Source organism: Mucilaginibacter rubeus (assembly GCF_003286415.2).
Classification (GTDB): Bacteria; Bacteroidota; Bacteroidia; order Sphingobacteriales; family Sphingobacteriaceae; genus Mucilaginibacter; species Mucilaginibacter rubeus_A.
The window spans coordinates 4,408,226-4,432,642 of record NZ_CP043450.1 but is presented as its reverse complement, the minus strand read 5'-3'; the positions used below and the strand labels follow the sequence as shown (position 1 = coordinate 4,432,642).

Below are 24,417 nucleotides of genomic sequence, written 5' to 3'. Positions count from 1 at the left end.
GGAAAATATTTATCCGGTAAACGAACGCTGTCGGTTACCGGCCCGGCAGCAAGCTGGTATAAGGGTGATTAGAATTTGAGCTTTCCTCATAGCATGGCTTCGTTTTTAAATTATTCCCTTTGATGGGTTATTCCTGTGATGGCCGTAATTCTTTTGGTTGGAACGGAGATCGCAGGGAGGTAATCACTATATTTACATTTTGCAATTAACCTCTGTAAACCCCTTAACCAGTGATTGATGTTTTTAAGCGATATCTGACCGACCGAGGACTGGAAGAGCCTGAAATAAAGCAGTTCGACACTGTTGTCCGTCTGCAAAAGATCGCCAAAAAAGAGTACTTTCTTCATGAAGGCGACATTATGAACTGTTACGCTTTTGTGACCGAAGGCTGTTTTCGTACTTACACTATCGATGAGGACGGAAATGAGCTCACGGTGAAGTTCATTGTTGCCGGTATGTGGCTTGGTGATGATGAAAGTCTGGAATCCGGAAAACCATCCGTATTCAATATTGACGCGCTGGAGGACAGCGAAGTGCTTATCATAAATCGCAAAGATTTCGCCTGGCTCTCCGAAAAAAGTTCCGCCGTTCGCTGCATGATCGACCTCGTTTTTAATGAATCTTTTCAGATGGCCCAATATCGGATCCATGAACTGATCAGTTTATCTGCGGAGGACCGGTACCTTAAATTTCTCGAGACCTATCCTCTATTGGTAAGTCGGATACCCCAGGGTATGATCGCATCTTACTTGAGGATAACACCTGAAACACTTAGCCGGGTGCGGAAACTGTCTAAAAATAAGTGATCCGTAAACTTTCAGATTCCTCTCCATATGCCAGTGGACGTCTTTAATGGCGGACAGGTTTTAAGATTCCTCATATAGGCCAACGATCGTCCCATCTTCGAGTTCGAAATGGCAGTAAGCGAAATCTTTGGAAAGCCGTTCAATGCGGTTGATCAATTGGGAGCCGGTATTCTGGAGCCGATGTACGGCTTCGGTCAGGTCGGTTACTTTGAAGCTAAGGACCACGCTGTTATACTCAAAAAGAAAACCCGGGTGATGGGCACCTGTTCTGTAGAACTCCATCACCGTTCCGTCCGATAGCTGCCTGACCTGCAGCCCCGGCTCAGCGAGGATCTCTTTCGCGTTCAATAAGTGGTTAACTAAAACGTTAAAAAACCTTTCGTTACCGTTCCTTGTGTTGATCGCTATTTTTTTCTGAACCTGTGAAGATCTCATTAACCGACGTTTGATTTAGTTTATAGTTCGAATGACCAGCTGACTGCTGTCCGGAATTTTTAACGTTCCGGAATTCTATAACCAAAATTGCAATTCCCGTAACAGACCGGGATTGACATGTGATAGAAAAAAACATTGATATATGTCAATGCTTGCTTGTGATCTGTATAACCGTTTGATCACAAAAAACGACTGAAAATGTGTATCCGTTCCAAAGGCCATCTATTGGACGGCTCTTGGCGGTTGGCTGACCCAAATGCATCACTCAACAAGAGCGGGGCACTTTTTGAGGAGACTCATTGAATATCCTTCCGGTATTGCGCAGGAGATAATCCCACCACATTTTTAAAGATCCTGGAAAAATAATAAGGATCTTCATATCCGATATCACTGGCTACTTCCCTTACTTTATTATTTTGATCCCGCAGCAATTCGCAGGCCCGCTGCATTTTCATGTTTATAAAGTAATCAATGGGAGATATGCCCTGTCTTTTTTTAAAGAAGGTGGCGAAGTAAGAGGTTGAAAGATTCACTTTTACCGCAATCTCCTCCAGGGAAAGTTTCAGATGGAGGTTGCTTTTCATGATATCTATGGCCTGCTGAATGGAGTTTTCAACCGGGATCTCCTTTTCTTTGTCCTCGTGTTGCGGGTAAAGGAAAGTGGAGATCAGATGCTGCAGGCAAAAATTCGCGTTACATAAGCTTTCCATTCTGAAGCTTACGGATAGGATAGAAAAGATTTTCTGCCAAACTTCGATGCCGGTATCATTAAAAGGAATCGGGATAGGCCCCTTGGTGGTTGTAAGGTTAAGTGACCTGTTAAATTCTCCGATCTGGTCGCCTGTGAAATGTATCCAATAGATGGTCCAGGGAGATTCGGTATCTGCCCAATAGCGGATATAGCGGTCCGTTGCCGGGATGATAACATATTGCCCGGCATTTACTTCGTATCGTTTCTTATCCAGAATGTAATGGCCTTTTCCCCGAATGCAATAAATAAGGATATTGTCTTCGCATCCGTTTCTCCGTTCGCGGTAATGATGTGACGCCTGCGGGAAGTACCCGATCTGGGTAATATAGGTATTAAACAAAATAGGTTTCCGATCTTTCGCATCCCTCAGGATCTTCAGCGGGATATTGATTAACCTTTCGCCGGGAAAGCCATCTCTTCGTTTTAGGCCATTACTCATGATACTTCCTGATTTAAAATTGGTACGGAATTTTTAACGAGGCGATTATAGATATTCAGCCTTGTATTTGCAATGAAAAAGAGGCCGGTAATTGAAAAAACACATCGTTTTGCCAAAATAATTGAATTATTATAAGGAGTATTATCCATCTTTTATCTTTTGAAGGGAAGTAATCCTGGATTTTTGAGTAGCGAGCACCATGTTTAACGTGAAATAAATAAATGTTATGTCTTTAAAGTGCTTTATAATAATGGATTGTGATTTTTTTAAAATGCCGTATGTGCTGCGGTCCTGTCCAGACTCTAATTTGACGGAATCTTATTTTCGCCACGATGTCTGCAAAAAAGGCATTGTTGAGCAAAAGTGCTATTATTTGAAATTTGTATTTAAAATGACTTATTTTTTAAATTATGTTAAAAAATAAGCAAAATGTTCACGTTTTTTGATGGTTTTATTTCCTGCTCCTGATGCCGATTGGTAATTTGTTGCTTATTATAATTGCCATTGAGTGTGTTTTTTTTGCAAAAGAATGGAGTGATATTGGCAAAATTGATTTAAAAAAAAATAAATCAAGAAATATAATCCATCTTTTCTATTGTCATTGTCCATTTTATACCGATCAATAGCCGGTTAGTTTTACAGAACCAATTAATCAACAAAATTAACCTTAAACTATGGAAGAAATTTACTCTGCTCAAGGGTGTTCCAGGCCCGGCCAATCAAGAAGTTTACATACAAAAGTTTGCGGATCCAAAGAACCCGGATGTTTCGCGGTTTTTTTTTGCCTGAATGAAAAACTGTAAAACATACAGTTTATAACACAGCGCGTGTTCGCTCTGATCATTCTCTGTATCAGTAATTTATTGCAACCAATTATACTTCATTCATATGCGAAAGTTTTACGAATTAACGCGGTACTTTATTGTACCCCAAAGCCTCCATGTTCATTGGAAGCCGGCCCTCATCATTATCCTGCTGGGAATGCTTTGCGGGTTGAACAGGGCTGCTGCCCAATCTAAAATAACGATAACAGGTTCTGTAGTAGACTCCCTCGGAACAGCGATCGTGGGCGCGAATATCATACCTGTGGAAAAGAAAGGGAACAGTACCAGCACGGATGCCAATGGTAAGTTCGTCCTGGACGTAGAGGCCGGTATATCGCTCAAGATCAGTTATGTTGGTTTTATCTCGCGTCAGATCACCGTTTCCGCTTCTCAAAAAGTTTATAGAATTGTGCTGACCGAAGCAAAAAGCCAGTTTGACGATGTGGTTGTGACGGCCTACAACCGGAAGCAGACCCGCGAGGCCATCGTAGGGTCCGTGACTACGGTAAAGCCGGGGAACCTGAAAGTACCCGCGAGTAACCTCACCAACGCGCTTGCCGGACAGGTAGCGGGCCTGATCGCCTACCAGCCCAGCGGGCAGCCCGGTGCCGACAATTCTAATTTTTTTATAAGAGGGGTTACGACATTCGGCTATAAGCAAAGTCCGCTGATCCTGATCGATAACGTTGAGCTTACAGCCTCGGATCTTGCCCGGCTGAACGTTGACGATATCGAGAGCTTTTCCATACTGAAGGATGCAAGTGCGACCGCATTATATGGCGCACGCGGCGGCAACGGTGTGATCCTGGTGAAAACGAAGGAAGGGAAGGTTGGTAAGGCCCAGATCAATGCCCGGATCGAAAACTCATCTTCACAATCGGTTAAAAACCTCACGCTGGCCGATCCGATCACATACATGAACCTCTTTAATGAGGCTACCCGGACACGTTATCCGCTTAATCCATTGCCTTATACGCAAAATAAGATCACCAATACGCAGGCTACCCTGGCACATGCCCCGGGCAGTAATGAGTATGTTTATCCTGCGGTTAACTGGCTGGACATGCTGTTCAAAAAAAGGACAAGCACTCAGCGTGCTGATCTCAGCCTGCAGGGAGGCGGTGGTGTGGCCCGGTATTATGTGGCCGGTTCATATAGTAATGATAATGGTATACTGCGTACAGATATCCGGAATAACAATAACAACAATGTTAAATTTCAGAATTATCAGCTGCGTTCGAATGTGAACATCAATGTGACGCCGAAAACGGAACTGATCGTTCGTTTGTCGGGAAATTTTAACGAGTATAACGGGCCCCGTACGAACGACGCTTCCCTTTCTACCGACCTGTACAACCTTGTGATGCACACGAGCCCGGTTGATTTTCCGGCCTACTATCAGCCGGACTCGGCGAACCTTAAAACAAAGCATATATTATTCGGCAATGTTCCCAACGCTACCGCCAATGATGGCAGTACGACCTATATAAACCCATACGCCAATTTGCTTTCCGGCCACCAGAATTTTTCCGAATCGAGATTACTTGCTCAGTTGGAACTGAATCAGAACCTTGATTTTTTGACCTCCGGTTTAAATTTTCATGGCATATTCAGCACCAACAGGTATTCCTATTATAAGTCCACTTATTACTATAATCCTTTTTATTACAACATCCAGACCTATGATAAATTATCCAACACTTATACCCTGAACTGGATCAATTCATTGCCAAACCAGGCGCAGGAATACTTGTCGTATAACCGGGATTCGAACTCTGACAATATGCAGACGTTCATTTACCTGCAGGGGGTGGTGGATTATAACCGGAGCATAGCGAAAAACCATAATATCAGTGCTTCACTGATCGCTACCAGGCAACAGCAATTGTATTCCAATAATATCAACCCGCAGACGAATACCTATGATCTTCAGTATTCACTTCCTTACCGTAACCAGACACTGGCCGGTCGCGCAACCTACTCTTATAAAAGTAAATACTTTTTAGAGTTCAACTTCGGGTATAACGGATCAGAGCGTTTCTTCGACACGCACAGGTTCGGTTTTTTCCCGACCATCGGTGGTTCCTGGATCATTTCCGAGGAGAAATTCTGGGGTGATCTGTACAACGTGTTCGATCGCTTCAAATTGAGGGCAAGTTACGGTCTGGTCGGGAATGACCAGATCAGCAACCGCCGGTTCTTTTATCTGTCCGATGTCAACCTCAACGGAGGAAATTCGGCTTATTTCGGAATAAATAACGGTTATGGCCGCAATGGCGTCAGGGTCAATAATTATGAAAACGACGATGTGACCTGGGAAACCTCGAAGCAGACCAACCTGGGCATCGAGTTCACATTCATGAAAAATTTCAATGTGATCGCGGAAGTATATAATAATAACAAATACAATATTCTTCAGAACCGCTCTTCCATCCCTACGACCATGGGGCTTGAAGCCGGTATTGCAGCGAATCTTGGAAAGGTAAATTCAAAAGGTATCGATATTTCCGTAGACGGTCATCAGAACATCGGCAAGAACTTCTCGCTGGGGATGCGTGCTAATTTTACTTATTCTGCCAATAAATTCACGCAATACGAGGAGCCTGACTGGAAGGAACCTTACCGCTACAATGTAGGGCAGCCGCTTAACCGTTACATGGGTTACGTGGCAGAACGCCTGTTCGTTGATGACCAGGAAGCTAAGAACTCGCCGTCACAGGTTTTCAGTACCAATGGTTTTGCTCCTATGGGCGGTGATATCAAATACCGGGACCTGAACGGCGACGGCAAAATTGACGGGGCTGATATGACCTTTATCGGAAACCCTACAGTTCCCCAGATCGTGTATGGCTTTGGTATCTCAGCATCTTACAAGGCATTTGACCTGTCGGGCTTTTTCCAGGGGCAGGCCAAGGTTTCCTTTATGATCGACCCTCAGCGTACGGCTCCTTTTATCAAGAGCCCGGATTCGTATTTTAACGGGAATACGCAATTGCTGAAAGCTTATGCTGATGATCACTGGTCAGAAGATAACCAAAATCTGTACGCCCTGTATCCGCGTCTCGGGCCGGACGGCGCTGTGATCGAGAATAACAGGCAAAGCAGTACCTGGTGGTTACGTGACGGCAGTTTCCTGAGGCTTAAATCGGCAGAGATCGGTTACAGTCTGCCATCGAGGTTCGCAAAGGCGATCAATGTCAAAAAACTGAGGGTGTATTTTAACGGGTTGAACCTCATCACCTGGAGCCCATTCAAGTTGTGGGATCCGGAGCAAGGCGGTAATGCGTTCGCCTATCCGGTCCAAAAAGTATTTAACGTGGGTCTGAATGTTAATCTCTAAGCTTATTCATATGAAATCATATTATAAAATCATATACATCTGCATCCTGACTTCCTGCATTTTTTCCTGCAAGAAGTACCTGGACGTAACGCCCGATAATGTAGGGACGATCGATTATGCCTTCCGGAACAGGAACGAGGCGGAAAACTATCTTTTCTCCTGCTATTCTACACTTCAGCAATTGGTTTACCCGCAGTTCGACCCGGGTTTTACGACATCCGGGGAAGTAATATTCCCGAATACGCTCACCGATAACCAGGGTATCGACCCAACAGGTTTTAACCTGATCAGGGGCACCCAAAATTCGGCGAACCCAGGTTTGGATTACTGGGACGGCTATAACGGGGGGCAGGCACTGTTTACGGCTTTGAGGCGCTGCAATACCATGCTCGAGAACATCGATAAGCCTGTGGACCTCACTGCAGACGAAAAAAAGAGATGGATCGCAGAGGTCAAATTCCTCAAAGCTTATTATCATTTTTATCTGTTCCGTTTGTATGGTCCCATTCCGATCACCGATGTAAACTTGCCTATCAATAGTTCGGAAGAAGCCGTTAAGGTAAAAAGAGCGCCGGTAGACTCTGTTGTAAATTACATGGTGCGGCTGCTTGATCAGGCTACCCCGGACCTGCCTAAAGTTATTTTAAACCAGGCCAAAGAACTGGGCCGGATCACGCAGCCGATCGCGCTGTCGGTCAAAGCACAGATCCTGGCTACCGCCGCCAGTCCGCTATTTAACGGAAACCCAGATTATAGCAGTATTAAGAACAAGGACGGGCAGGCTTTGTTCAACTCGACCTACGACGGGACGAAATGGGACAAGGCGGCCACCGCCACATTAGCAGCCATCAACAGTGCCGAAGCGAACGGTAACGCCCTTCATAAATTTATACCAACCTCGGCCATCGGGAAACTTTCAGATTCATTGACGACAGTACTTGACCTGCAGACCGCGATAACCGAAAAATGGGAGCTGAATACGGAGATCGTATGGGCATTGAACCCGACCTTTAAAAACCAGCCGAACTGTACGCCAAGGCTTACCGCAAAGGCAGCGGCAAATCCTTCTTTTCCCGGAACCTTTGCTGTGCCTATCTCAGAGCAGGAGCTGTTCTATACCAAAAATGGTGTGCCCATCAATGAGGATAATACTTTCGATTATAATAACCGTTATGACCTGAGAACGGGCGACTACGCCAGCCGTTTTTACATCGGGAATGGCTACACGACTGTAAAAGCCCATTTTGACCGTGAACCGAGGTTCTATGCTGACTTGGGGTTCGATGGCGGGATCTGGTTCGGCAATGGTATGGTGAACCAGGAAACTTTATACTACGTACAGGGAAGGGGAAGTAGTTCCCTGGCTGGCCCGACAGATAACATCAGGATCAATGTCACTTCCTGCTGGCCAAAAAAGCTCGTGAACTATCAGACCGTACAGGACGATGGTAATACCGTGGTGGATTTCCGGCTTCCTTTGATACGTCTGGCCGGTTTGTACCTGCTTTACGCCGAAACGCTTAATGAACAGGGAAAACCTGCTAATGAGGTTACGCCGTGGCTGGACAAAGTAAGGACACGTGCAGGACTTCCCGGAGTTGTCGATGCCTGGAGCAAATATTCCAGGAACCCAACCAAATATACCTCGCAGGATGGCATGCGTCAGATCATTCACCAAGAGACGAGGATTGAATTGGCATTTGAGTGCGAGCCGGGATGGGATCTCCGTCGTTGGAAAGAATTGCAATCTGTACTGAGCAAGCCTATGCAGGGATGGAATGTGTACGAAAAGGACCCGATAAATTTCTATCGTCCGACCACTATAGTAACTCCCGTATTCAATGTCCGCGGCTATCTGTGGCCGATACATGACTACGCTTTACTGGTCAATAATAACCTGGTGCAAAATTTAGGATGGTAAGCTGTTTAGAACAATAAGAAAATGAAAAAATATTTGAACCATTACCTGTTCATGCTTTTTAGCCTGGCAGTAGCCTTTATAACATCCTGTAAACGCGATGATGGCGACAGGATGCCTATATCCAAGGATGGCACCAAACCTGGTGTGATCACCAATGTCAAAATAGATAACTACAATGGAGGGGCACATATTACCTACACGCTTCCCAAGTCTGATAACCTGCTATACGTGCTGGCCAAGTACCAGATCAGGAACGGTGTTTCCCGGGAGACGAAAGCTTCCTATTATACAGACACGGTTAATGTAGAAGGCTTTGCAAAGGAAGCGGATTACGAAGTTACGTTGTATGCTGTATCCCGGTCGAATGTAATGTCTGATGCGGTCAAGGTTACAGTACATCCGAAGACGCCTCCCTATTTGCTGATCAGGGACCAGCTGAATCTACAGGCTGATTTCGGAGGCGTTAATATCCAGTCCTTAAATCCGCTGAAAGCCGAAGTAGGCGTGATATTGACTGGTTTGGACCAAACTACCAAGGCCATGGAGGTGCAGGATCAGCACTATACCAAGCTGGATACTGTTGACTATTCGGTGCGGGGTTACAAATCAGAGCCGCAAAACTTTGGTGTATACGTTACCGATCGTTTCGGCAATATTTCTGATACGTTATCCAAAACATTAACTCCGTTGCCTGAAGAATTGCTCGATAAAAGTAAGTTCAGTACTTATCAACTCGCATCCGACTCCAAGATCGGCTTTGGCTGGATCTTATCCAATATATGGGACAATAATATCAATCCAAGTTCTAGTGGCTGGAGTACCGAGCCCGGTGCGGCACCTGCGCCGTATGTTGGCAGCTGGGATGTGGGAAGGAGCTATAAAATGAGCAGGTTCATCCTGTATGAAAAATCAGATTCCGATCTGAAATTCTCTTTTGGCCATGGCAATCCTAAGTTATTTACTATCTGGGGCTCTAATGTGGACCGTCCGAAAGACGTACAGTTACCGTTGGCCTCACCTGTAGGCACAGTGGTTGGCGATTGGGTGAACATGGGCAATTTCAAATTCCCGGACCCACCATCGGGCCTGCCCCCGCTTGCCCATAACTCTGCCGATAATGCTTTTGTCGCAGCCGGCGTAAACTTTAACTTCCCGCTGTCTGCCCCTCCTGCCCGCTATCTGCGTTTCGCGGCAAGAGAAACCTGGTCGGGCGGTAATTTTGCCCTGTTCCTGGAAATTTCACTATATGGCCAACCTCAATAACTCAAGAAGATGAAAAAGATATTGTTTGTTTTATTCTGCTGTACGGTGCTGGCCACCTGGTATGGATGTCAGAAAGATCATGCTAAAGATTACAAGAAATTCCTTGGTGATCACGAAGTTGTTTACACAGGTGCCGCGCAGGGGGCGATCGTTCAGTCGGGGAACCTCAGGCTTGGTCTGAAGTGGAAAGCCAGCTCGGATCCAAGTATCGTCAAATATGTCGTGTATTACAACAACAACGCGGATTCTGTAGTCGTAAATACGGATTCCAAAACAGATTCGGTCAGCACAGTGATCAATAATCTGGCAGAATACACCTATTCATTTACGATATATTCTTTTGATGCCAAAGGGAATAAGTCCATTCCGTATGAGGTCAACAATGCCAAGGTATATGGTCCTATCTATACCGCTACGTTGCTGAACAGGGGATATGACGCGACAACCCCCTATACTTTTACCGATGACGGTTATCTCAAACTGAACTTTATCACCCCGGATACCATCAATGTCGGGACGACTATCAGTTATACGGACAAGAACGGTGAAAGCGTACAAAAGGTACTCAGCGGAGACAGCACTTCCATTACGATCAAAGATTACAGGATCGGTACACCGATCACCTATAATTCATCTTATATACCGGTAAGGAATGCGCTGGATGTGTTCAAAGCGCAAAAAAATGATGTGTTTCCGACTATTAACAGTATCATACAATGTGACAAGTCGCTGTTCAAGGAGTCGCCGCTGCCCAATGACATGGGTTTGTACAGTGGAGATACAAAAGTTTCAAACCTATGGAACGGCAGTACGACGCCGCAGGCTTATCCGAACATCTTCCACAGCGATGATCATGATTACCTGCCGAGAACCATAACATTCGATATGGGACGCGTCTACAAGCATCTCACGTCTATCGAAGAGATCGGACGGAACTGTTGTAATAATCCGGATGATTTCGAAGTTTGGGGTATCACAGATATTACCAATGCCGCTACGACGAAAGCTTCGAATGACCCGGGATGGACAGCCGAAGCGATCTCAAAGGGATGGAAACTTTTAAAGGAAGTTAAGCGGAACGATGACGGGGCAGCCCCTTTCAAGGTTGATTTTGATGCCAACGTGGCTCCGGCGCGTTATATCCGCATAAGGGTACTGCATAACGCGAACGGCGATAACCGGAACGTGAATATGAGCCAGATAACCTTCTGGGCCAGTATGCTGAATTAGCACTTATTTTTTAAGAACCCCTCAGTAAATTGGGGGGCTTCTTTTTTATTTTTATATGATCAAATGTTAAAAAGCCGGACTATTCAAGCAGTATTTATATTACAACTGATCTGTTGCCAGGTATACGCGCAGCGACCGGGCCCTTCATCTCCGTCCGGAGCTCCTGTCATCTGGGACAACAAGCCAGCGAACGTATGGATGACGGAAGCTTACCCGATGGGAAACGGGCGTATGGGGGGGATGGCGTTCGGTGGTGTAAAGCAGGAGCGTATCCAATTCAATGAAAGCAGCCTTTGGACGGGAGATGAAAACGAAACAGGGGCATACCAGCCCTTTGGCGATCTTTTGATCGATTTTGAAAGTGCTCCGACAACGGTGCAGCAATACCGTCGGGAGCTTGACTTATCCGACGCTGTACAGCACATCGGTTACAAGGGCGAGGGAGCCAGTTTCAGTCGTACCTATTTTTGCAGTTTTCCCGCGAAAGTTACCGTTCTGCGGTTCTCAACAAGTCAGGATCATCCTTCGGCTGTGACGCTTACATTAAAAGATGCCCATGGTTCGGGGACCTTCGCAGAGGGGAACATGCTACAGTTCGGCGGAAAACTGGAAAACGGGCTTTCCTATTTTGCAGCCGCTGCTGTTAAGGCCGATAACGGCCGGTTAAAGATAACAGCGGGTGCCGACGGAGTCCGGCAACTTCGGATAGAGAGCCCTTCCTCTTTTACGATCATTTTAACTGCCGCGACTGATTTCAGCAATCTGCGTGCGCAACGATGGCGGGGGGAGGATCCCCGTGTAAAAGTGAACCGGGTTTTAAAAGCAGCCCTTTCAAAAAGCTATGATCAATTGCTTTCGGAGCATCTTAACGATTACCGAAAGCTTTTCTCCCGCGTTTCCTTGGACCTCGGTGATGATGCGGCCAGGACCGCTTCGGTCACGACACCGGAACGGGTAAAAAGGTATAGAACGAACCCCGATCCCGGGCTCGAAGCTTTGCTGTTCCAGTATGGAAGATATCTGTTGATCAGCGCGTCACGAAAGGGAGGCCTGCCAGCTAATTTGCAGGGCATATGGAATGACAGCAAAAATCCCCCATGGCGAAGCGATTACCACTCCAATATCAATATCGAAATGAACTACTGGCCGGCCGAACCGACCAATTTGCCGGAATGTGATTTTCCCTACCTGGACTATATCAATAGTATAAGAGAAGTAAAACGAGAAAGTACGTTAAAAGCGTATCCCGGGGTAAGGGGATGGACGGTCAAGACGGAAAATAACATTTTCGGTGGTTCCAGTTTTACCTGGAATACACCTGGAAGTGCCTGGTACGCGCAGGGGATATGGGAACATTACGCGTTCACGAAGGATACGGTTTATCTGCGTCAATTTGCATATCCTATCCTGAAAGAGATCACCCAGTTCTGGGATGACCATCTGAAACGGCGCCCTGACGGAACGCTGGTCTCCCCATTGGGATGGTCTCCGGAACATGGTCCGACAGAAGATGGCGTGACTTACGATCAGGCTATCGTCGATGATCTGTTCGGTAATTATATAGAGGCCGCGACCGTTCTGCGTGTGGACAAGCTATATCGTGACAGCATTGCCGATATGCGCGCTCATCTTCTTAAGCCCAGGATCGGGCGATGGGGGCAACTGCAGGAATGGGAAACGGACCGCGATGATCCGCAAGACAAACATCGGCATTCCTCCAATCTTTTTGGACTGCATCCCGGAAGGAGCATCAGCATGCTCCGGACGCCGGAACTGGCGCGGGCTGCCAAAATCAGCCTGCTGGCAAGAGGTGACGAATCTACCGGCTGGTCCATGGCGTGGAAGATCAATTTCTGGGCCAGGCTGCAGGAAGGGGAACACGCGCACAAGATCATACACAACTTTATCAATCTTGCCGGAAACGCGGGTGTCAATTACGATGAGGGGGGAGGTGTTTATGCTAACCTGCTCTGTGCGCACCCGCCGTTCCAGATAGACGGGAACCTGGGTTACACTGCAGGGATAAGTGAGATGCTTGTCCAGAGCCAGACCGGGGATATCCAGTTGCTGCCGGCGCTACCCGGGGCCTGGCGGAACAGTGGAACAGTAACCGGTCTTTGCGCAAGGGGAGGCTTTGTTGTTAAAAAGCTCAGCTGGAGAAAGGGAAAGGTAACCGAGTTGGTGATCAGCTCCAAAGTAGGGGGGGATTGCAGCATAAGAGTGCCTTCAGCGATCAGGGGAGATGGTCTGAAAACCGGCCTGCCTGGAACTGACGGAGCATTCAGCTATAGTTTTAAAACGCAGGCAGGACATGATTATGCTTTCCGGGCGTCCGGCAATTGATCCTATTATCCTTTATTTTATACTATGATCTTGAAAAATATTTGTGCTGTATCTTTTATATTCATGTTTTTCTCCGCGGCCCGGGCTCAGCAATCCCAGGAGAGAACCACCGGCCCCCGGGCACGGGATTACGTGTTAAATTACGGGAGGACAGATACCTGGAAGGGGTTTACCAGGTTTAACCTGAATATCGGCGAATATCATGCTTATTATGTAAGTCCGGTAAAGCCGCTTCCCGGTAATCCATGGATCTGGCGGGCCTCCTTTCCGGATTGGCATACTGATATTGACAGCTTATTGCTTGCAAAGGGATTCCACGTGGCCTATGTGAATGTCGACGACCAATACGGCAGCCCCGCCGCATTACAGGTCTGGGACAGGTTTTACGATTATCTGGTGAATGAAAAACGGTTTGCCGCCCAGGTTTGTCTGGAAGGCGTCAGCCGGGGCGGTTTGTATGTTTATGGCTGGGCCAAACGCAACCCGGATAAGATCAGCTGCATATACAATGAAGCGCCGGTTTGCGATATCAAAAGCTGGCCAGGGGGGAAGATGTCGGGACAGGGCGATCAGAAACTTTGGCAGCAATTACTCGGAATATACCATATGACTGAATCCCAGGCAATGGCCTATAAAGATAATCCTGTGGATAATCTTGAGGGGTTAGCGGCTTTTAAGGTGCCGGTCATACATGTGATCGGTCCTGATGACCGGATCGTACCCAATTCTGAGAATACTTATGTTCTGGCCGCGCGGTATAACGCTGCCGGGGGCTCCATGATGATCAGTCCCGTAACAGACGGGCCGCAGGAGCTTAGCGGGCATCATTTTCCCATCCCTGAACCCACGCGCTGGGCGGATATGATCGTTCGATACAGCTACCCGGTGAGGCCGCGCTTGCCCCACAGCGATTATTTTAACAGGCGAGGGGGGCTCGATAACAGCCTTAAGGTGTTTGAAGCAAAAAAAAACGCGACCGTTGCTTTTTTAGGTGGATCGATAACATTCAATCCTGGCTGGCGGGAAAAAATAAGCCGTTATCTAAGGGAAAGGTTTCCGGAAACCGCGTTCCATTTTATCCAGGCGGGGATCCCTTCGCTCGGCAGTGTGCCGCACGCTTTCAGGTTGAAACAGGACGTACTTGATTCGGGAAAAGTGGACCTGATGTTCGTAGAGGCGGCCGTGAACGACCGGGTCAACGGGCTTGACAGTCTTACCGAGGTCCGGGCGCTGGAAGGGATCGTAAGGCATGCCAGAAAAAGTAATCCGGTGATGGATATTGTACTGATGTCTTTCGCTGACCCGGACAAGCTTCATGATTACAGCAATGGAAAGATACCGGTGCAGGTTCAAAACCATGAACTGGTCGCTGACCGTTATGGTCTGCCATCGGTCAACCTGGCAAAAGAAGTAGCGGACAGGATCCACAATCATGAATTTTCCTGGGATTGGGATTTCAAAGATCTACATCCCGCGGTGTACGGCCAGGAACTCTATTACACGGCTATCAGGACCTTGCTGGACAGTTGTTACAGGCCCCATGATCAGAAGACCGGGCAACGGATTGAAAAGTTACCCAAGGTGTTGGATCCGTTCTGTATAGAGAACGGCAATTATTACTCCATCAGGAACGTGAAGATCGTGGAAGGCTGGACGATCGATCCGGACTGGTCTCCGGTTGATCAGACCGGAACCCGTGACGGCTTTGTACACAGGCCGATGCTGATAGCCACTAAACCGGGGGCTTCGCTTATCCTGCCGTTCAAAGGGACAGCTATCGGTATATCCATCGTGTCTGGTCCTGACGCAGGAACCATAAGCTATAGCATTGACAACGGGCCTGTGAAGAACGTTGATCTGTATACCCAATGGAGCGGCTGGCTCTACTTACCCTGGTATATTACTTTCGATACAACCTTAGGTCATGGAAATCATACGCTTAAACTGGCGGTGAACGAGCGGCGTAACAAAGACAGCAAGGGGAACACCTGCCAGATTATTAATTTTCTGACGAACTGATCATCCTTACCAACATATTTAACTTCAAGATCGAAATGAATAAAAAAAGACCATATCCGGATCGTCTCGCGGTCTGTTTGCTATTTCTGTTCTTAACAGGAGCTTTTGTCCTGATAGCCGGGGAGGCACGTGCACAATACTCGGAAAAGATCAGGATCAGTACCCGGGACAATCTTTTACTAATAGGGGTTAAAGATAACAAACTGCAGCAGATCCGCTATGGCAGGAATATTTCGGAACAGGATATCCATAACTTGCCGTCCATGGAACCTGCCGAACTGTATCCCGTATTCGGGGTTAACGTATCGACAGCGGGACTGCGAATGACGCATGCCGACGGTAATCCTACCACTGCCCTGGTGTATCAGAACTACAGCGTTGAAAAGGCAGATTCCAATACGGTCATTACCAGGATAAAAATGAAGGACAGCTATTACCCGGTCGAGGTAACGCTTTGCTTCAAAGCTTATATCGCGGAGAATATTATCGCGCAATGGGTGGAGATCAGGCATCACGAAAAAGGCGCTGTTACGCTCTTCGATATGGCTTCTTCGAACCTGTCCTTTGATCGGTCGTCCTATTTTCTGACCTATTTTAATGGCGACTGGTCCAATGAGTTCAATCATTATGAGAACCTCCTGGAGCCCGGTATCCTGACCCTGGATTCCAAAGAGGGGATAAGGACAGATCAGAAAACGAATCCGTCCTTCCTGCTTTCGCTGGACCGCCGGCTGGAGGAGAACAGCGGTGAGGTACTTGGCGCGAGCCTGGCCTGGCCGGGAAACTGGCAGATCCAGTTCAATGTTGATAACAATCATAAATTGAGGATAATCCCAGGTATCAATCCCTATGCTTCAGCTTATCAACTTCCTGCCGGGCAACTGTTTCAAACGCCGTCGTTCCTTTATACCTTCAGTCAAAACGGGGCCGGAGAGGTCACCCGGCGGTTCCACAGATGGGCCCGGAAATATGGTATGCAGCATGGTGCTGGGGACCGGGATGTTGTATTGAACAATTGGGAAACTACCGGTTTTGACTTTGATGAAAAAGGTCTTCATGACCTCATCCGACAAGCAGGGGAACTCGGTTTCGACCTGTTTCTGCTTGATGATGGCTGGTTTGGTAATAAATACCCAAGAAACAATGATCAGGCTGGGCTCGGGGACTGGCAGGTCAATCGAAAGAAACTTCCACATGGTTTGAACGACCTGGTCAGGCAGTCGGCCGATAATAAAGTGAAGTTTGGTCTGTGGGTCGAACCGGAAATGATCAATCCCAAAAGTGAATTGTACGAAAAGCATCCGGAATGGGTACTTACGGCGCCCAACCGGTCTCCGGATCTGCAACGGAACCAGTTCATCCTTGACCTGTCCAACCCTGCGGTCCAGGATTTTGTGGTCAGTAGTCTTTCCTCGATACTGGATCAAACCAAAGGGTTGAATTACCTGAAGTGGGATTGTAACCGGTTCTTATCCAATGCCTGGTCAAACTACCTTGGTAAAGAAAAGCAAGCCAATCTTTATGTGGACTATACCAGAGGATATCTGAGTGTGCTCCAAAGGATAAGAGCAAAGTACCCGGAGCTGACCCTGATGCTGTGTGCAAGCGGAGGAGGTCGTATGGATTATGGAAGTATGCCGTTCTATGACGAATACTGGCCGAGTGATAACTCGAATGCACACGACCGGGTATTGATCCAGTGGGGCATGAGCTACTTTTTTCCGGCCATAGGCTTTGCCGCCCATGTTTCAGAGATGGGGCAGAAAACGTCTCTTAAGTTCCGGCTGGATGTGGCCATGGCCGGGAAACTCGGTATGGATATGCAGCCAGATCATTTGAACGGGGAAGAGAAAGCATTTTTAAAGGATGCGATAAAAGCCTATAAGCAGGTCAGTCATATCGTATATTATGGAGATCAGTACCGGTTATTGTCCCCATACAGCTGCGACCGTGCGGCTTTGATGTATGTAAGTCAGGATAAAAAAGAAGCGTTGTTATTCTCCTACCAGGTCAAAAAAGGCTCGGGAGCCGATTATAGCACGATCTATCTGAACGGTTTAGATCCCAATGCTTCCTACAAACTGACCGAGGTCAACAAGGGGAGCTACAGCAGGGTGGAGGCTTATGAAGGAAAAGTTTTTACTGGCAAATATTTGATGGAAGAGGGGATCAGGTTTGCGATGTGGAATGTCGATGAAAGCAGTGTGATGCTGCTGCAACAGATACAATAATTAGATAGTTATCCGATGTATATCAATTAATTTATCGGCAATAATATTATCATCCTTATAAGTAAGCCACTCTTTAGTGGGTTATCGGATCAGCTAAAGGGAGGCTTTGGTTCGCCTGATACCACTTAGTCATCGCCAAAGCCCGAAGTAATATGCTTGTAAAAATTAGCAAGTTCGCTGATCAATTCCGTTTTTAAACGCTGATAAGTCTTTTTTTTTAATTTCTTTAATCGCTTTTTTAAGACGTGCTTTACGGAATTTTAGCAGACCGTCGGCCGGTAAGTTGAAAGTTTTTTTCGATGATCTTATTAGCACCTTACTTTATCATCAGCCATCTCCGACATTACCCGGGCAACTTGGTACCGGAATAGTTTTACCTCATCCAATGGAGCAGGATAATCATCCCCCAGGAACGCGCCGGAAAACTTTCGGACAAAAGCCGTGAACGAATTGGTATCGTTGATCACTGCCGATTCGAAAGGTTGTTTAAAGTCGGTCCGCAGTAACCGAAGTTCTTCTGTTTGCAAAATATACAGGCCTTCGCCAGATAGTCCCTGGCTTTTCCAATCCATATAAAGCCAGGGCTGATCCAATGAGTTCGCCGTCATCAATGCAATCACAGCATGACTTTTTTCCAGATAAGTTCTAAGCTTAGCATTGGAAAACTGGTTTAGTTGCATTTTGCGGGATGGGAGGTAAACGCCTATTTTACCTTTAAATTTCTTGATTATAAAAGAGCGTAATGCCTTAGCCAGTTTGGCATCGGCTGATACAAAGCTGATAAAAACTTTCTTTTTGTCTTTTGAGTATGGTTTTATCATCAAAACAGAAGAATTCAGCAGGGGGTAAACATATCCGCTGATCAACCGGTAATTTCTACATATTTTGATTTTTTCGAAATGGACTATCTTTTTAATGCGATGGATTATCTCTCTTGATCACAGCACGTTGATGTTAATGGATATTAGGTACCAGGATCAACGATCTTTTATGACGGATCGTCTTTTATCTTTTGAACGAACGTTCCCTGAGCCATCTATACTTGCCCGCGGGCTCAGTATTTCCTAATCGGTCCCTGCATGTGCCCATATTCCCAAATACGCAAATGAAAGAAGTTGTTCAGTTTATGATATGAACTTATGTGATCATATAAAATGGCTCGTCTAAAAGATCTCCGGTAAAAAGCCGGGGTTGAGCATTTGATTTTTTATTGTAGTTCTCGAGAATTAACGAAATAACGCCGTGGTATAAAGGGGTGTAATTGTAGTTGTTTGATAGCCAGTCTATTGAAAATGGGTATGAGTTTGGCATTTACCATGCCAAATGATTGGTACAACCTATCGAAATGAAGGACGACTATGAAAAAATCAGCGCTAAAAACAACGGGATTAAATCTGATCACCCTGCTCAAGGCAAAATACTTCACGCTCTTCTTACAGGGTATCGACCTGTTCTATATGCTTTACAAATAACACATCATAATTAATAACAATTAAAAACAACAGAAACCATGAAAACTAACATGACAAAAGCAGTATTGATCGCAGCATTATTCGGTATCAGTTTAGGCGCAAAGGCGCAAAGTTCAAAAGGACCGGGTGCCGATGGCATTAAGCTCAGCATCGGCGCGGAGACCGGTCTTAGTACCGGCAATTTTAAGGATACACATAAAGCCAACTTTGGTGGCTCTGTCCAGGCTGACATTCCTGTTGCAAATCAGTTTTATGTCAATGTGAACGCCGGATACGTGGATTATTTTGGTAAGAACAACTTATCAGGTACAGGAATTTCCGCACCGGATATTCATGTTCTGCCGGTAATGGCGGGCTTGAAATACTTCCCTGTCGGTAAGCTATACGTTCAGGCCGACGCTGGGGCTGCATTCGCATTGAACAAGGGCAGTGTAGGGTATGCGAAAAGTACAGCATTCCTTTACGTGCCTCAGGCAGGGTATGAGTTCCAGCTGGGCGGTAAATCTTTTATTGATGCGGGTATACGATACGAAGGCACAACTTCATTTAATGGGAATACAGCCTATGGAAAGATCAATCAGGTTGGGTTAAGGGTAGCTTACGGACTAGGTTTGTAAGCCAGTAGCCGGTTGGGAGCGCTGTATAAGCGATCTCAGCTGGCTTTTACAATGTTACACCAAAATATAGACCTCAAAAAAATGAATTATGGGATACCTCATCTATATTATCACGAGAGCAATGCTTTGCCTTAGCCTGATCGTGATCATTTATACGATCGCCGTTCGCGATAAGGAAACTATCGATATCTGAACAAATCCACGTTCGCGTGTTCAGCTGTTCATTTTATTAACTATAAGACCTATCACGGTGTATGTTCTTGCAAGTTACCTTCTTATGCATGTGCTTTTACAGCAAACGGACTGATTTAATGCTAATTGAGATAACGTATTATGATTAGTATGCCGGGTAGTGGTCTTTTGAAGGGGGCGAGATATTCGCCAGGACCGTTCTTGTTTCCGGCCCCTTGATGGTAAGACGGGGGCTTTTCTATATCGGGTAAGCGGTATCGCTTTTAGTTTCAGACAATACAAAAAAACTTTGGATGGAGGTAATGTTAGCAAGGGTAGCCAGCTTATGCCTGTAAAAGTGGTGGTAGGCGTCCATGTCACTGGTCGCAATGCGAAGTATAAAATCAAAAGTGCCGGTCATCTGGAAACATTCCATCACCTCCGGAAATTTAACAACATCCTCTTCAAATTTCGCTAAGGTAGTACTGGTGTGATCGTTCAGCAGCACTTGACTGAAAGCGATCAGGTTCCGGTTGATCTTTTTTCGGTTGAGGATAGCAACAGAGCGTTCGATATAGCCCTGTTCTTTTAATCTCCGTATCCTTTCATGAATGGTCGCTATGGATTTGCGGGTCGTAAAGGAGATCTCTTTATTCGTGAGCAGGGCGTCCTTTTGCAAAAGTCTCAAAATTTCGCGATCCAGGTTATCTATTTCTGTCGTGCTCATAAATTATGTGGGGTTTTTCTGTTGTAAAAATATATAATATCAGCTTTGAAATCCAGACCTCACAAGAAAAATATATAAGAAAAATAAAAATATCCGGATAATTTCTGGATTTATGACAGATCATTGCTATTAATATCGGTAGTTGAGAGCTTTGTTGTCTCAAATGATGAAAATGGTGAATACTTCTGAGTACCGTGGTTTAAGCGGGGTGCTTGAACAAAAGTTTGAAAGCCTATGGCTCATGGTCGGCAACACCCCCATGCTTGAACTACAGTATCTGTACAGGGGCAAACCGGGTAAAATTTTTGTGAAATGCGAACACTATAACCTCACCGGCAGCCTGAAGGACAGGATGGCGCTTTATATCCTGATGCAGGCCTATAAACAGGGGAAAATAAAAGCAGGCGACACTATTGTCGAGGCTACTTCAGGCAATACGGGGATCGCTTTTTCGGCAATAGGGAAAGCGCTCGGCCATGAGGTGATCATTATCATGCCTGACTGGCTGAGCAAAGAGCGTAAGGACATCATTAACAGCCTCGGTGCTAAAATTCATCTGGTAAGTAAAGCTCAGGGCGGTTTTTTGGGTAGCATCAGGCTGGCCGAATCCATGAATAAGGCCAGCGACAGGTTCTTTCTGCCCCGTCAGTTCGAGAACCAGTATAATGCGGAAGCACATGAGCTGACCACCGGGCCTGAGATCTGGAAGCAATTACAAAATGCAGGGCTTGTGCCTGACGCTTTTGTCGCAGGTGTGGGAACAGGAGGGACAGTAATGGGAACTGGTAAATACCTGAAGGTCATGAACCCTAAAATAAAGGTACATCCGCTGGAGCCTGCAGAATCACCTACGTTGACCACCGGGTATAAGGTCGGAAGTCACAGGATACAGGGCATCAGCGATGAGTTCATACCCGCGATCTTGAAACTTGATGAGCTGGACGAGGTGGTACAGGCCTGTGACGGTGATGCCATTATTATGGCGCAAAAACTGGCAAGGGAGCTTGGTCTCGCCGTCGGTATTTCCTCTGGAGCGAATGTCATCGGCGCAATAAAACTAAAAGAAGCTTTGGGTAATGATGCCGTGGTCGTAACTATCCTGTCAGATAGTAACAAGAAATACCTGAGCACGGACCTGGTCAAGGACGAACCCGTGAAAGAAAGTTACCTCTCTACCGATATCCATTTTACCGGCTATCAACCGATCAGCAGGCTTAATGAACCGGTTCTTGATCGAATCAAATAAATAAGGAATCATATGAAAAAAGTACTTATGGCGCTTGTTGTTCTACTGGCGTCCCTTCAAACCAAGGCGCAGATACTCGAGCCCGTGCACTGGAGCTATGCCGCTAAATCAATAAATGCCAAAGAAGCTATGATCTATATCAAAGCATCCATTGACAATGGATGGCATGTGTATTCACAAAATGTAAAAGACGGGGGACCGGTCAAGACCACGATCACTTTCGCGCCATCAAAGGCTTATACGCTCATAGGCGGCACCACAGAACCCAAACCCATCACCCGTATGGAAAAGGCTTTTGGGATGGACGTAAGCTTTTTTGAGACCTCGGTCATATTCCAGCAAAAGATCAAACTCAATGCTGGACAGACGACCGTAACCGGGAAGCTGGAATACATGACCTGTAATGACCAGAAATGTTTACCGCCTGCCGAGATCGCGTTCAGCATCCCCGTTAAATAATCATACATAGTGAATAACATAGCATTTAAAATAAGATCGTTCGTGTTGATCGTTCTCGCACTCTTTCTTTGCCTATCGGGCAAAGCGCAGGATACGGTATCAACAAAAGATATTGAGTTCACGCCCATTGAGACCCAAGCGCCTGCCGCAAAAGCCACCGGGACATTACAGCATCGTGGCAGGAGCAAAGCCGAAGAAAAGCAAAAAGTGAATGACGTGTCGGGACCGGCAGGAAAACCTCAGCAGCATCAAGCGCTCTGGGCCATATTCCTGTCCGGTTTTATCGGCGGGTGTGCTGCTTTCTTTATGCCCTGTATATTTCCTATGGTGCCGCTTACTATTAGCTTTTTTACAAAAAGCTCGGAGAAAAAGAATGGCGGTGTTATCAAGGCCCTTATTTACGGCATCAGTATCATGGTTATTTACGTAGTGCTGGGTTTGCTGATCACCGTCAGTTTCGGGGCCGCCTCGCTCAATGATCTGGCAACTAACGGTATATTCAATATGGCCTTTTTTATAGCATTGGTCATTTTCGCAGCTTCATTTTTAGGTGCATTCGAAATTACCTTGCCATCCGGGTGGGTAAACGCGGCCGACGCAAGATCGGAAAGGTCCGGTATGGCTGGACTCTTCTTTATGGCCGCGACGCTTGCGCTGGTATCATTTTCATGCACCGGACCGATAGTCGGGACCCTGCTGGTACAGGCAGCCACGACCGGAGCATTGCTCGGACCTGCTATTGGTATGCTGGGCTATTCGTTCGCCCTGGCGAGCCCGTTTGTGGTCTTCGCCATGTTCCCCACCTTGCTAAGCTCGCTTCCCAGATCGGGAAGCTGGCTGAACAGCGTCAAGGTCGTATTGGGTTTTCTGGAGCTGGCGCTTTCGCTCAAGTTCCTGTCCAACGTTGATCTGGCCTATCACTGGCACCTTTTTGACAGAGAGGTTTTCCTGGTATTGTGGATCGTGATCTTTGTGCTGATGGGGCTCTATTTGCTCGGTAAACTTAAATTCAGTCATGACAGCGAGTCCTCTTTTGTATCGGTGCCCCGCCTGTTCATGGCGATCATCGTACTCTCCTTTGGACTGTATATGGTGCCTGGCTTATGGGGAGCGCCACTTAGATCCATAAGTGCGCTGTTGCCCCCAATGGCCACGCAGGATTTCGATCTTTCGGCCATGAATGAAGGCCGGAGTACCACTGGACAATTACAGGATACCGGAAAGCAGCATAAATATGCCGACCTGTTCGACAAGCCAAAGGGTTTTGACCCGTTCTTCGATTATGATGAAGGCCTGGCCTTTGCCCGGAAGATGCATAAACCTGTAATGATCGACTTTACCGGGCACGCCTGTGTGAATTGCCGTAAGATGGAAGCAGACGTATGGACTGACAAGCAGGTCCGCCGGGTGATCACACAGGATTACGTGCTTGTTCAACTTTATGTGGATGACAAAACCGAACTGGATGCGGCCGAACGATCTGTTACGGCTGAAGGTAAACAACTTAAGACCATCGGCGCTAAATTGAGCTATTTGCAAACCAGCAAATTTGTCTCCAATTCACAACCTTTTTACGTGCTGCTTGATCCTGACACCCAGAAACCTTTGGTCGCTCCTCAGGGTGCTGAATATGATCCCTCAATTTATCGGGCTTATTTAAACAGCGGATTAAAGGCCTTTAACGATCAGATATTACACGAGTGATATAGAAAGTCTTCAATTGTTCTTAAAAATCAGTTATTAGTTAGTTAGCAAAAAGCATCCCCTGAAGCGGATGCTTTTTTTATACGCCGAAGAATTTGAAGAGATGTCCCGGTGCCGGGGCATATAACCAGAAAAATGAAATATGATCTTCATCGAATATCGGAATCAAGCAAAGCCACTTTCAACTTATGAAGATATACCTCCCCAAAAAATCAAAGATAGCGTGCTGCATAGGTCATGCACGCTATCTTTATTTTATTCGTAAATTTGGTTTAAAGTCATCGGAAGATGGTTTAATTAGTCTGGAAAAAATAGGAGACGGAAATTGTTGGATTTTCGCAGCGAAAATATTTTTCACATATGAAGCATTTGCCTCTTTTTACAATGCGTAAATGGATTTGTACTCTTACTTTCCTTTT

The 24,417-nt window shown here is 46.3% G+C and carries 16 protein-coding genes; 12 read left to right on the top strand and 4 right to left on the bottom strand.

What is annotated here, in order from left to right; all coding sequences use genetic code 11:
• The first annotated feature begins 359 nt into the window (after window positions 1-359).
• The gene (locus DEO27_RS32010; RefSeq protein ID WP_410505401.1) at window positions 360-806 is read left to right on the top strand and encodes a Crp/Fnr family transcriptional regulator; all 447 of its coding nucleotides are present in this window, start codon (window positions 360-362) and stop codon (window positions 804-806) included.
• A 60-nt stretch (window positions 807-866) separates the two neighbouring features.
• Here DEO27_RS32010 and DEO27_RS17330 read toward each other — a convergent pair whose 3' ends face one another.
• Together DEO27_RS17330 and DEO27_RS17325 are read right to left on the bottom strand one after the other, a co-directional pair.
• Entirely contained in the window at window positions 867-1,241 is a 375-nt protein-coding gene (locus DEO27_RS17330; RefSeq protein ID WP_112567628.1) for a hypothetical protein, read from the bottom strand.
• A 296-nt stretch (window positions 1,242-1,537) separates the two neighbouring features.
• A complete protein-coding gene (locus DEO27_RS17325) occupies window positions 1,538-2,431 on the bottom strand; it encodes an AraC family transcriptional regulator (protein ID WP_112567629.1) in 894 nt (297 codons plus the stop codon).
• An 888-nt stretch (window positions 2,432-3,319) separates the two neighbouring features.
• On the opposite strand from DEO27_RS17325, the gene DEO27_RS17320 reads away from it, so the two are divergent.
• The 7 genes from DEO27_RS17320 (at window position 3,320) to DEO27_RS17290 (ending at window position 17,602) form a co-directional block, all read left to right on the top strand.
• The gene (locus DEO27_RS17320) at window positions 3,320-6,595 is read left to right on the top strand and encodes a SusC/RagA family TonB-linked outer membrane protein (RefSeq protein ID WP_223817979.1); all 3,276 of its coding nucleotides are present in this window, start codon (window positions 3,320-3,322) and stop codon (window positions 6,593-6,595) included.
• 10 nt (window positions 6,596-6,605) lie between these two features.
• A complete protein-coding gene (locus tag DEO27_RS17315; protein ID WP_112568137.1) occupies window positions 6,606-8,516 on the top strand; it encodes a RagB/SusD family nutrient uptake outer membrane protein in 1,911 nt (636 codons plus the stop codon).
• 21 nt (window positions 8,517-8,537) lie between these two features.
• Window positions 8,538-9,779, top strand: a complete 1,242-nt coding sequence (locus DEO27_RS17310; protein ID WP_112567631.1) for a DUF4959 domain-containing protein — start codon at window positions 8,538-8,540, stop codon at window positions 9,777-9,779.
• A gap of 9 nt (window positions 9,780-9,788) precedes the next feature.
• Window positions 9,789-11,009, top strand: coding sequence for a DUF4998 domain-containing protein (locus tag DEO27_RS17305; protein ID WP_112567633.1), 1,221 nt, complete (start codon window positions 9,789-9,791; stop codon window positions 11,007-11,009).
• A 198-nt stretch (window positions 11,010-11,207) separates the two neighbouring features.
• The gene (locus DEO27_RS17300) at window positions 11,208-13,352 is read left to right on the top strand and encodes a glycosyl hydrolase family 95 catalytic domain-containing protein (RefSeq protein ID WP_190295435.1); all 2,145 of its coding nucleotides are present in this window, start codon (window positions 11,208-11,210) and stop codon (window positions 13,350-13,352) included.
• Window positions 13,353-13,376: 24 nt separating this feature from the next.
• Complete coding sequence (locus DEO27_RS17295) at window positions 13,377-15,371, top strand: SGNH/GDSL hydrolase family protein (RefSeq protein WP_112567637.1); 1,995 nt, start codon at window positions 13,377-13,379, stop codon at window positions 15,369-15,371.
• A 35-nt stretch (window positions 15,372-15,406) separates the two neighbouring features.
• A complete protein-coding gene (locus DEO27_RS17290) occupies window positions 15,407-17,602 on the top strand; it encodes an alpha-galactosidase (RefSeq protein ID WP_112567639.1) in 2,196 nt (731 codons plus the stop codon).
• Window positions 17,603-17,910: 308 nt separating this feature from the next.
• Here the strand turns inward: DEO27_RS17290 and DEO27_RS17285 are convergent, their stop codons facing one another.
• A complete protein-coding gene (locus DEO27_RS17285; RefSeq protein ID WP_146749966.1) occupies window positions 17,911-18,423 on the bottom strand; it encodes a TIR domain-containing protein in 513 nt (170 codons plus the stop codon).
• 689 nt (window positions 18,424-19,112) lie between these two features.
• Between DEO27_RS17285 and DEO27_RS17280 the strand changes: the two genes are divergently transcribed.
• On the top strand, window positions 19,113-19,691 hold the full coding sequence (locus tag DEO27_RS17280) for a hypothetical protein (protein ID WP_112567643.1): 579 nt from the start codon (window positions 19,113-19,115) through the stop codon (window positions 19,689-19,691).
• A 430-nt stretch (window positions 19,692-20,121) separates the two neighbouring features.
• On the opposite strand, the gene DEO27_RS17275 is transcribed toward DEO27_RS17280, so the two are convergent.
• Window positions 20,122-20,589 (bottom strand): Lrp/AsnC family transcriptional regulator, encoded by a 468-nt coding sequence (locus tag DEO27_RS17275; RefSeq protein ID WP_112567645.1) that lies wholly within the window; start codon window positions 20,587-20,589, stop codon window positions 20,122-20,124.
• Between the two features lie 166 nt (window positions 20,590-20,755).
• Between DEO27_RS17275 and DEO27_RS17270 the strand changes: the two genes are divergently transcribed.
• From DEO27_RS17270 to DEO27_RS17265, 3 genes are all read left to right on the top strand, one after another.
• On the top strand, window positions 20,756-21,835 hold the full coding sequence (locus DEO27_RS17270) for a PLP-dependent cysteine synthase family protein (protein ID WP_112567647.1): 1,080 nt from the start codon (window positions 20,756-20,758) through the stop codon (window positions 21,833-21,835).
• 12 nt (window positions 21,836-21,847) lie between these two features.
• Complete coding sequence (locus DEO27_RS31750) at window positions 21,848-22,294, top strand: protein-disulfide reductase DsbD domain-containing protein (RefSeq protein WP_112567649.1); 447 nt, start codon at window positions 21,848-21,850, stop codon at window positions 22,292-22,294.
• A gap of 306 nt (window positions 22,295-22,600) precedes the next feature.
• The gene (locus DEO27_RS17265; RefSeq protein WP_112568139.1) at window positions 22,601-23,998 is read left to right on the top strand and encodes a protein-disulfide reductase DsbD family protein; all 1,398 of its coding nucleotides are present in this window, start codon (window positions 22,601-22,603) and stop codon (window positions 23,996-23,998) included.
• Window positions 23,999-24,417 lie beyond the last annotated feature (419 nt).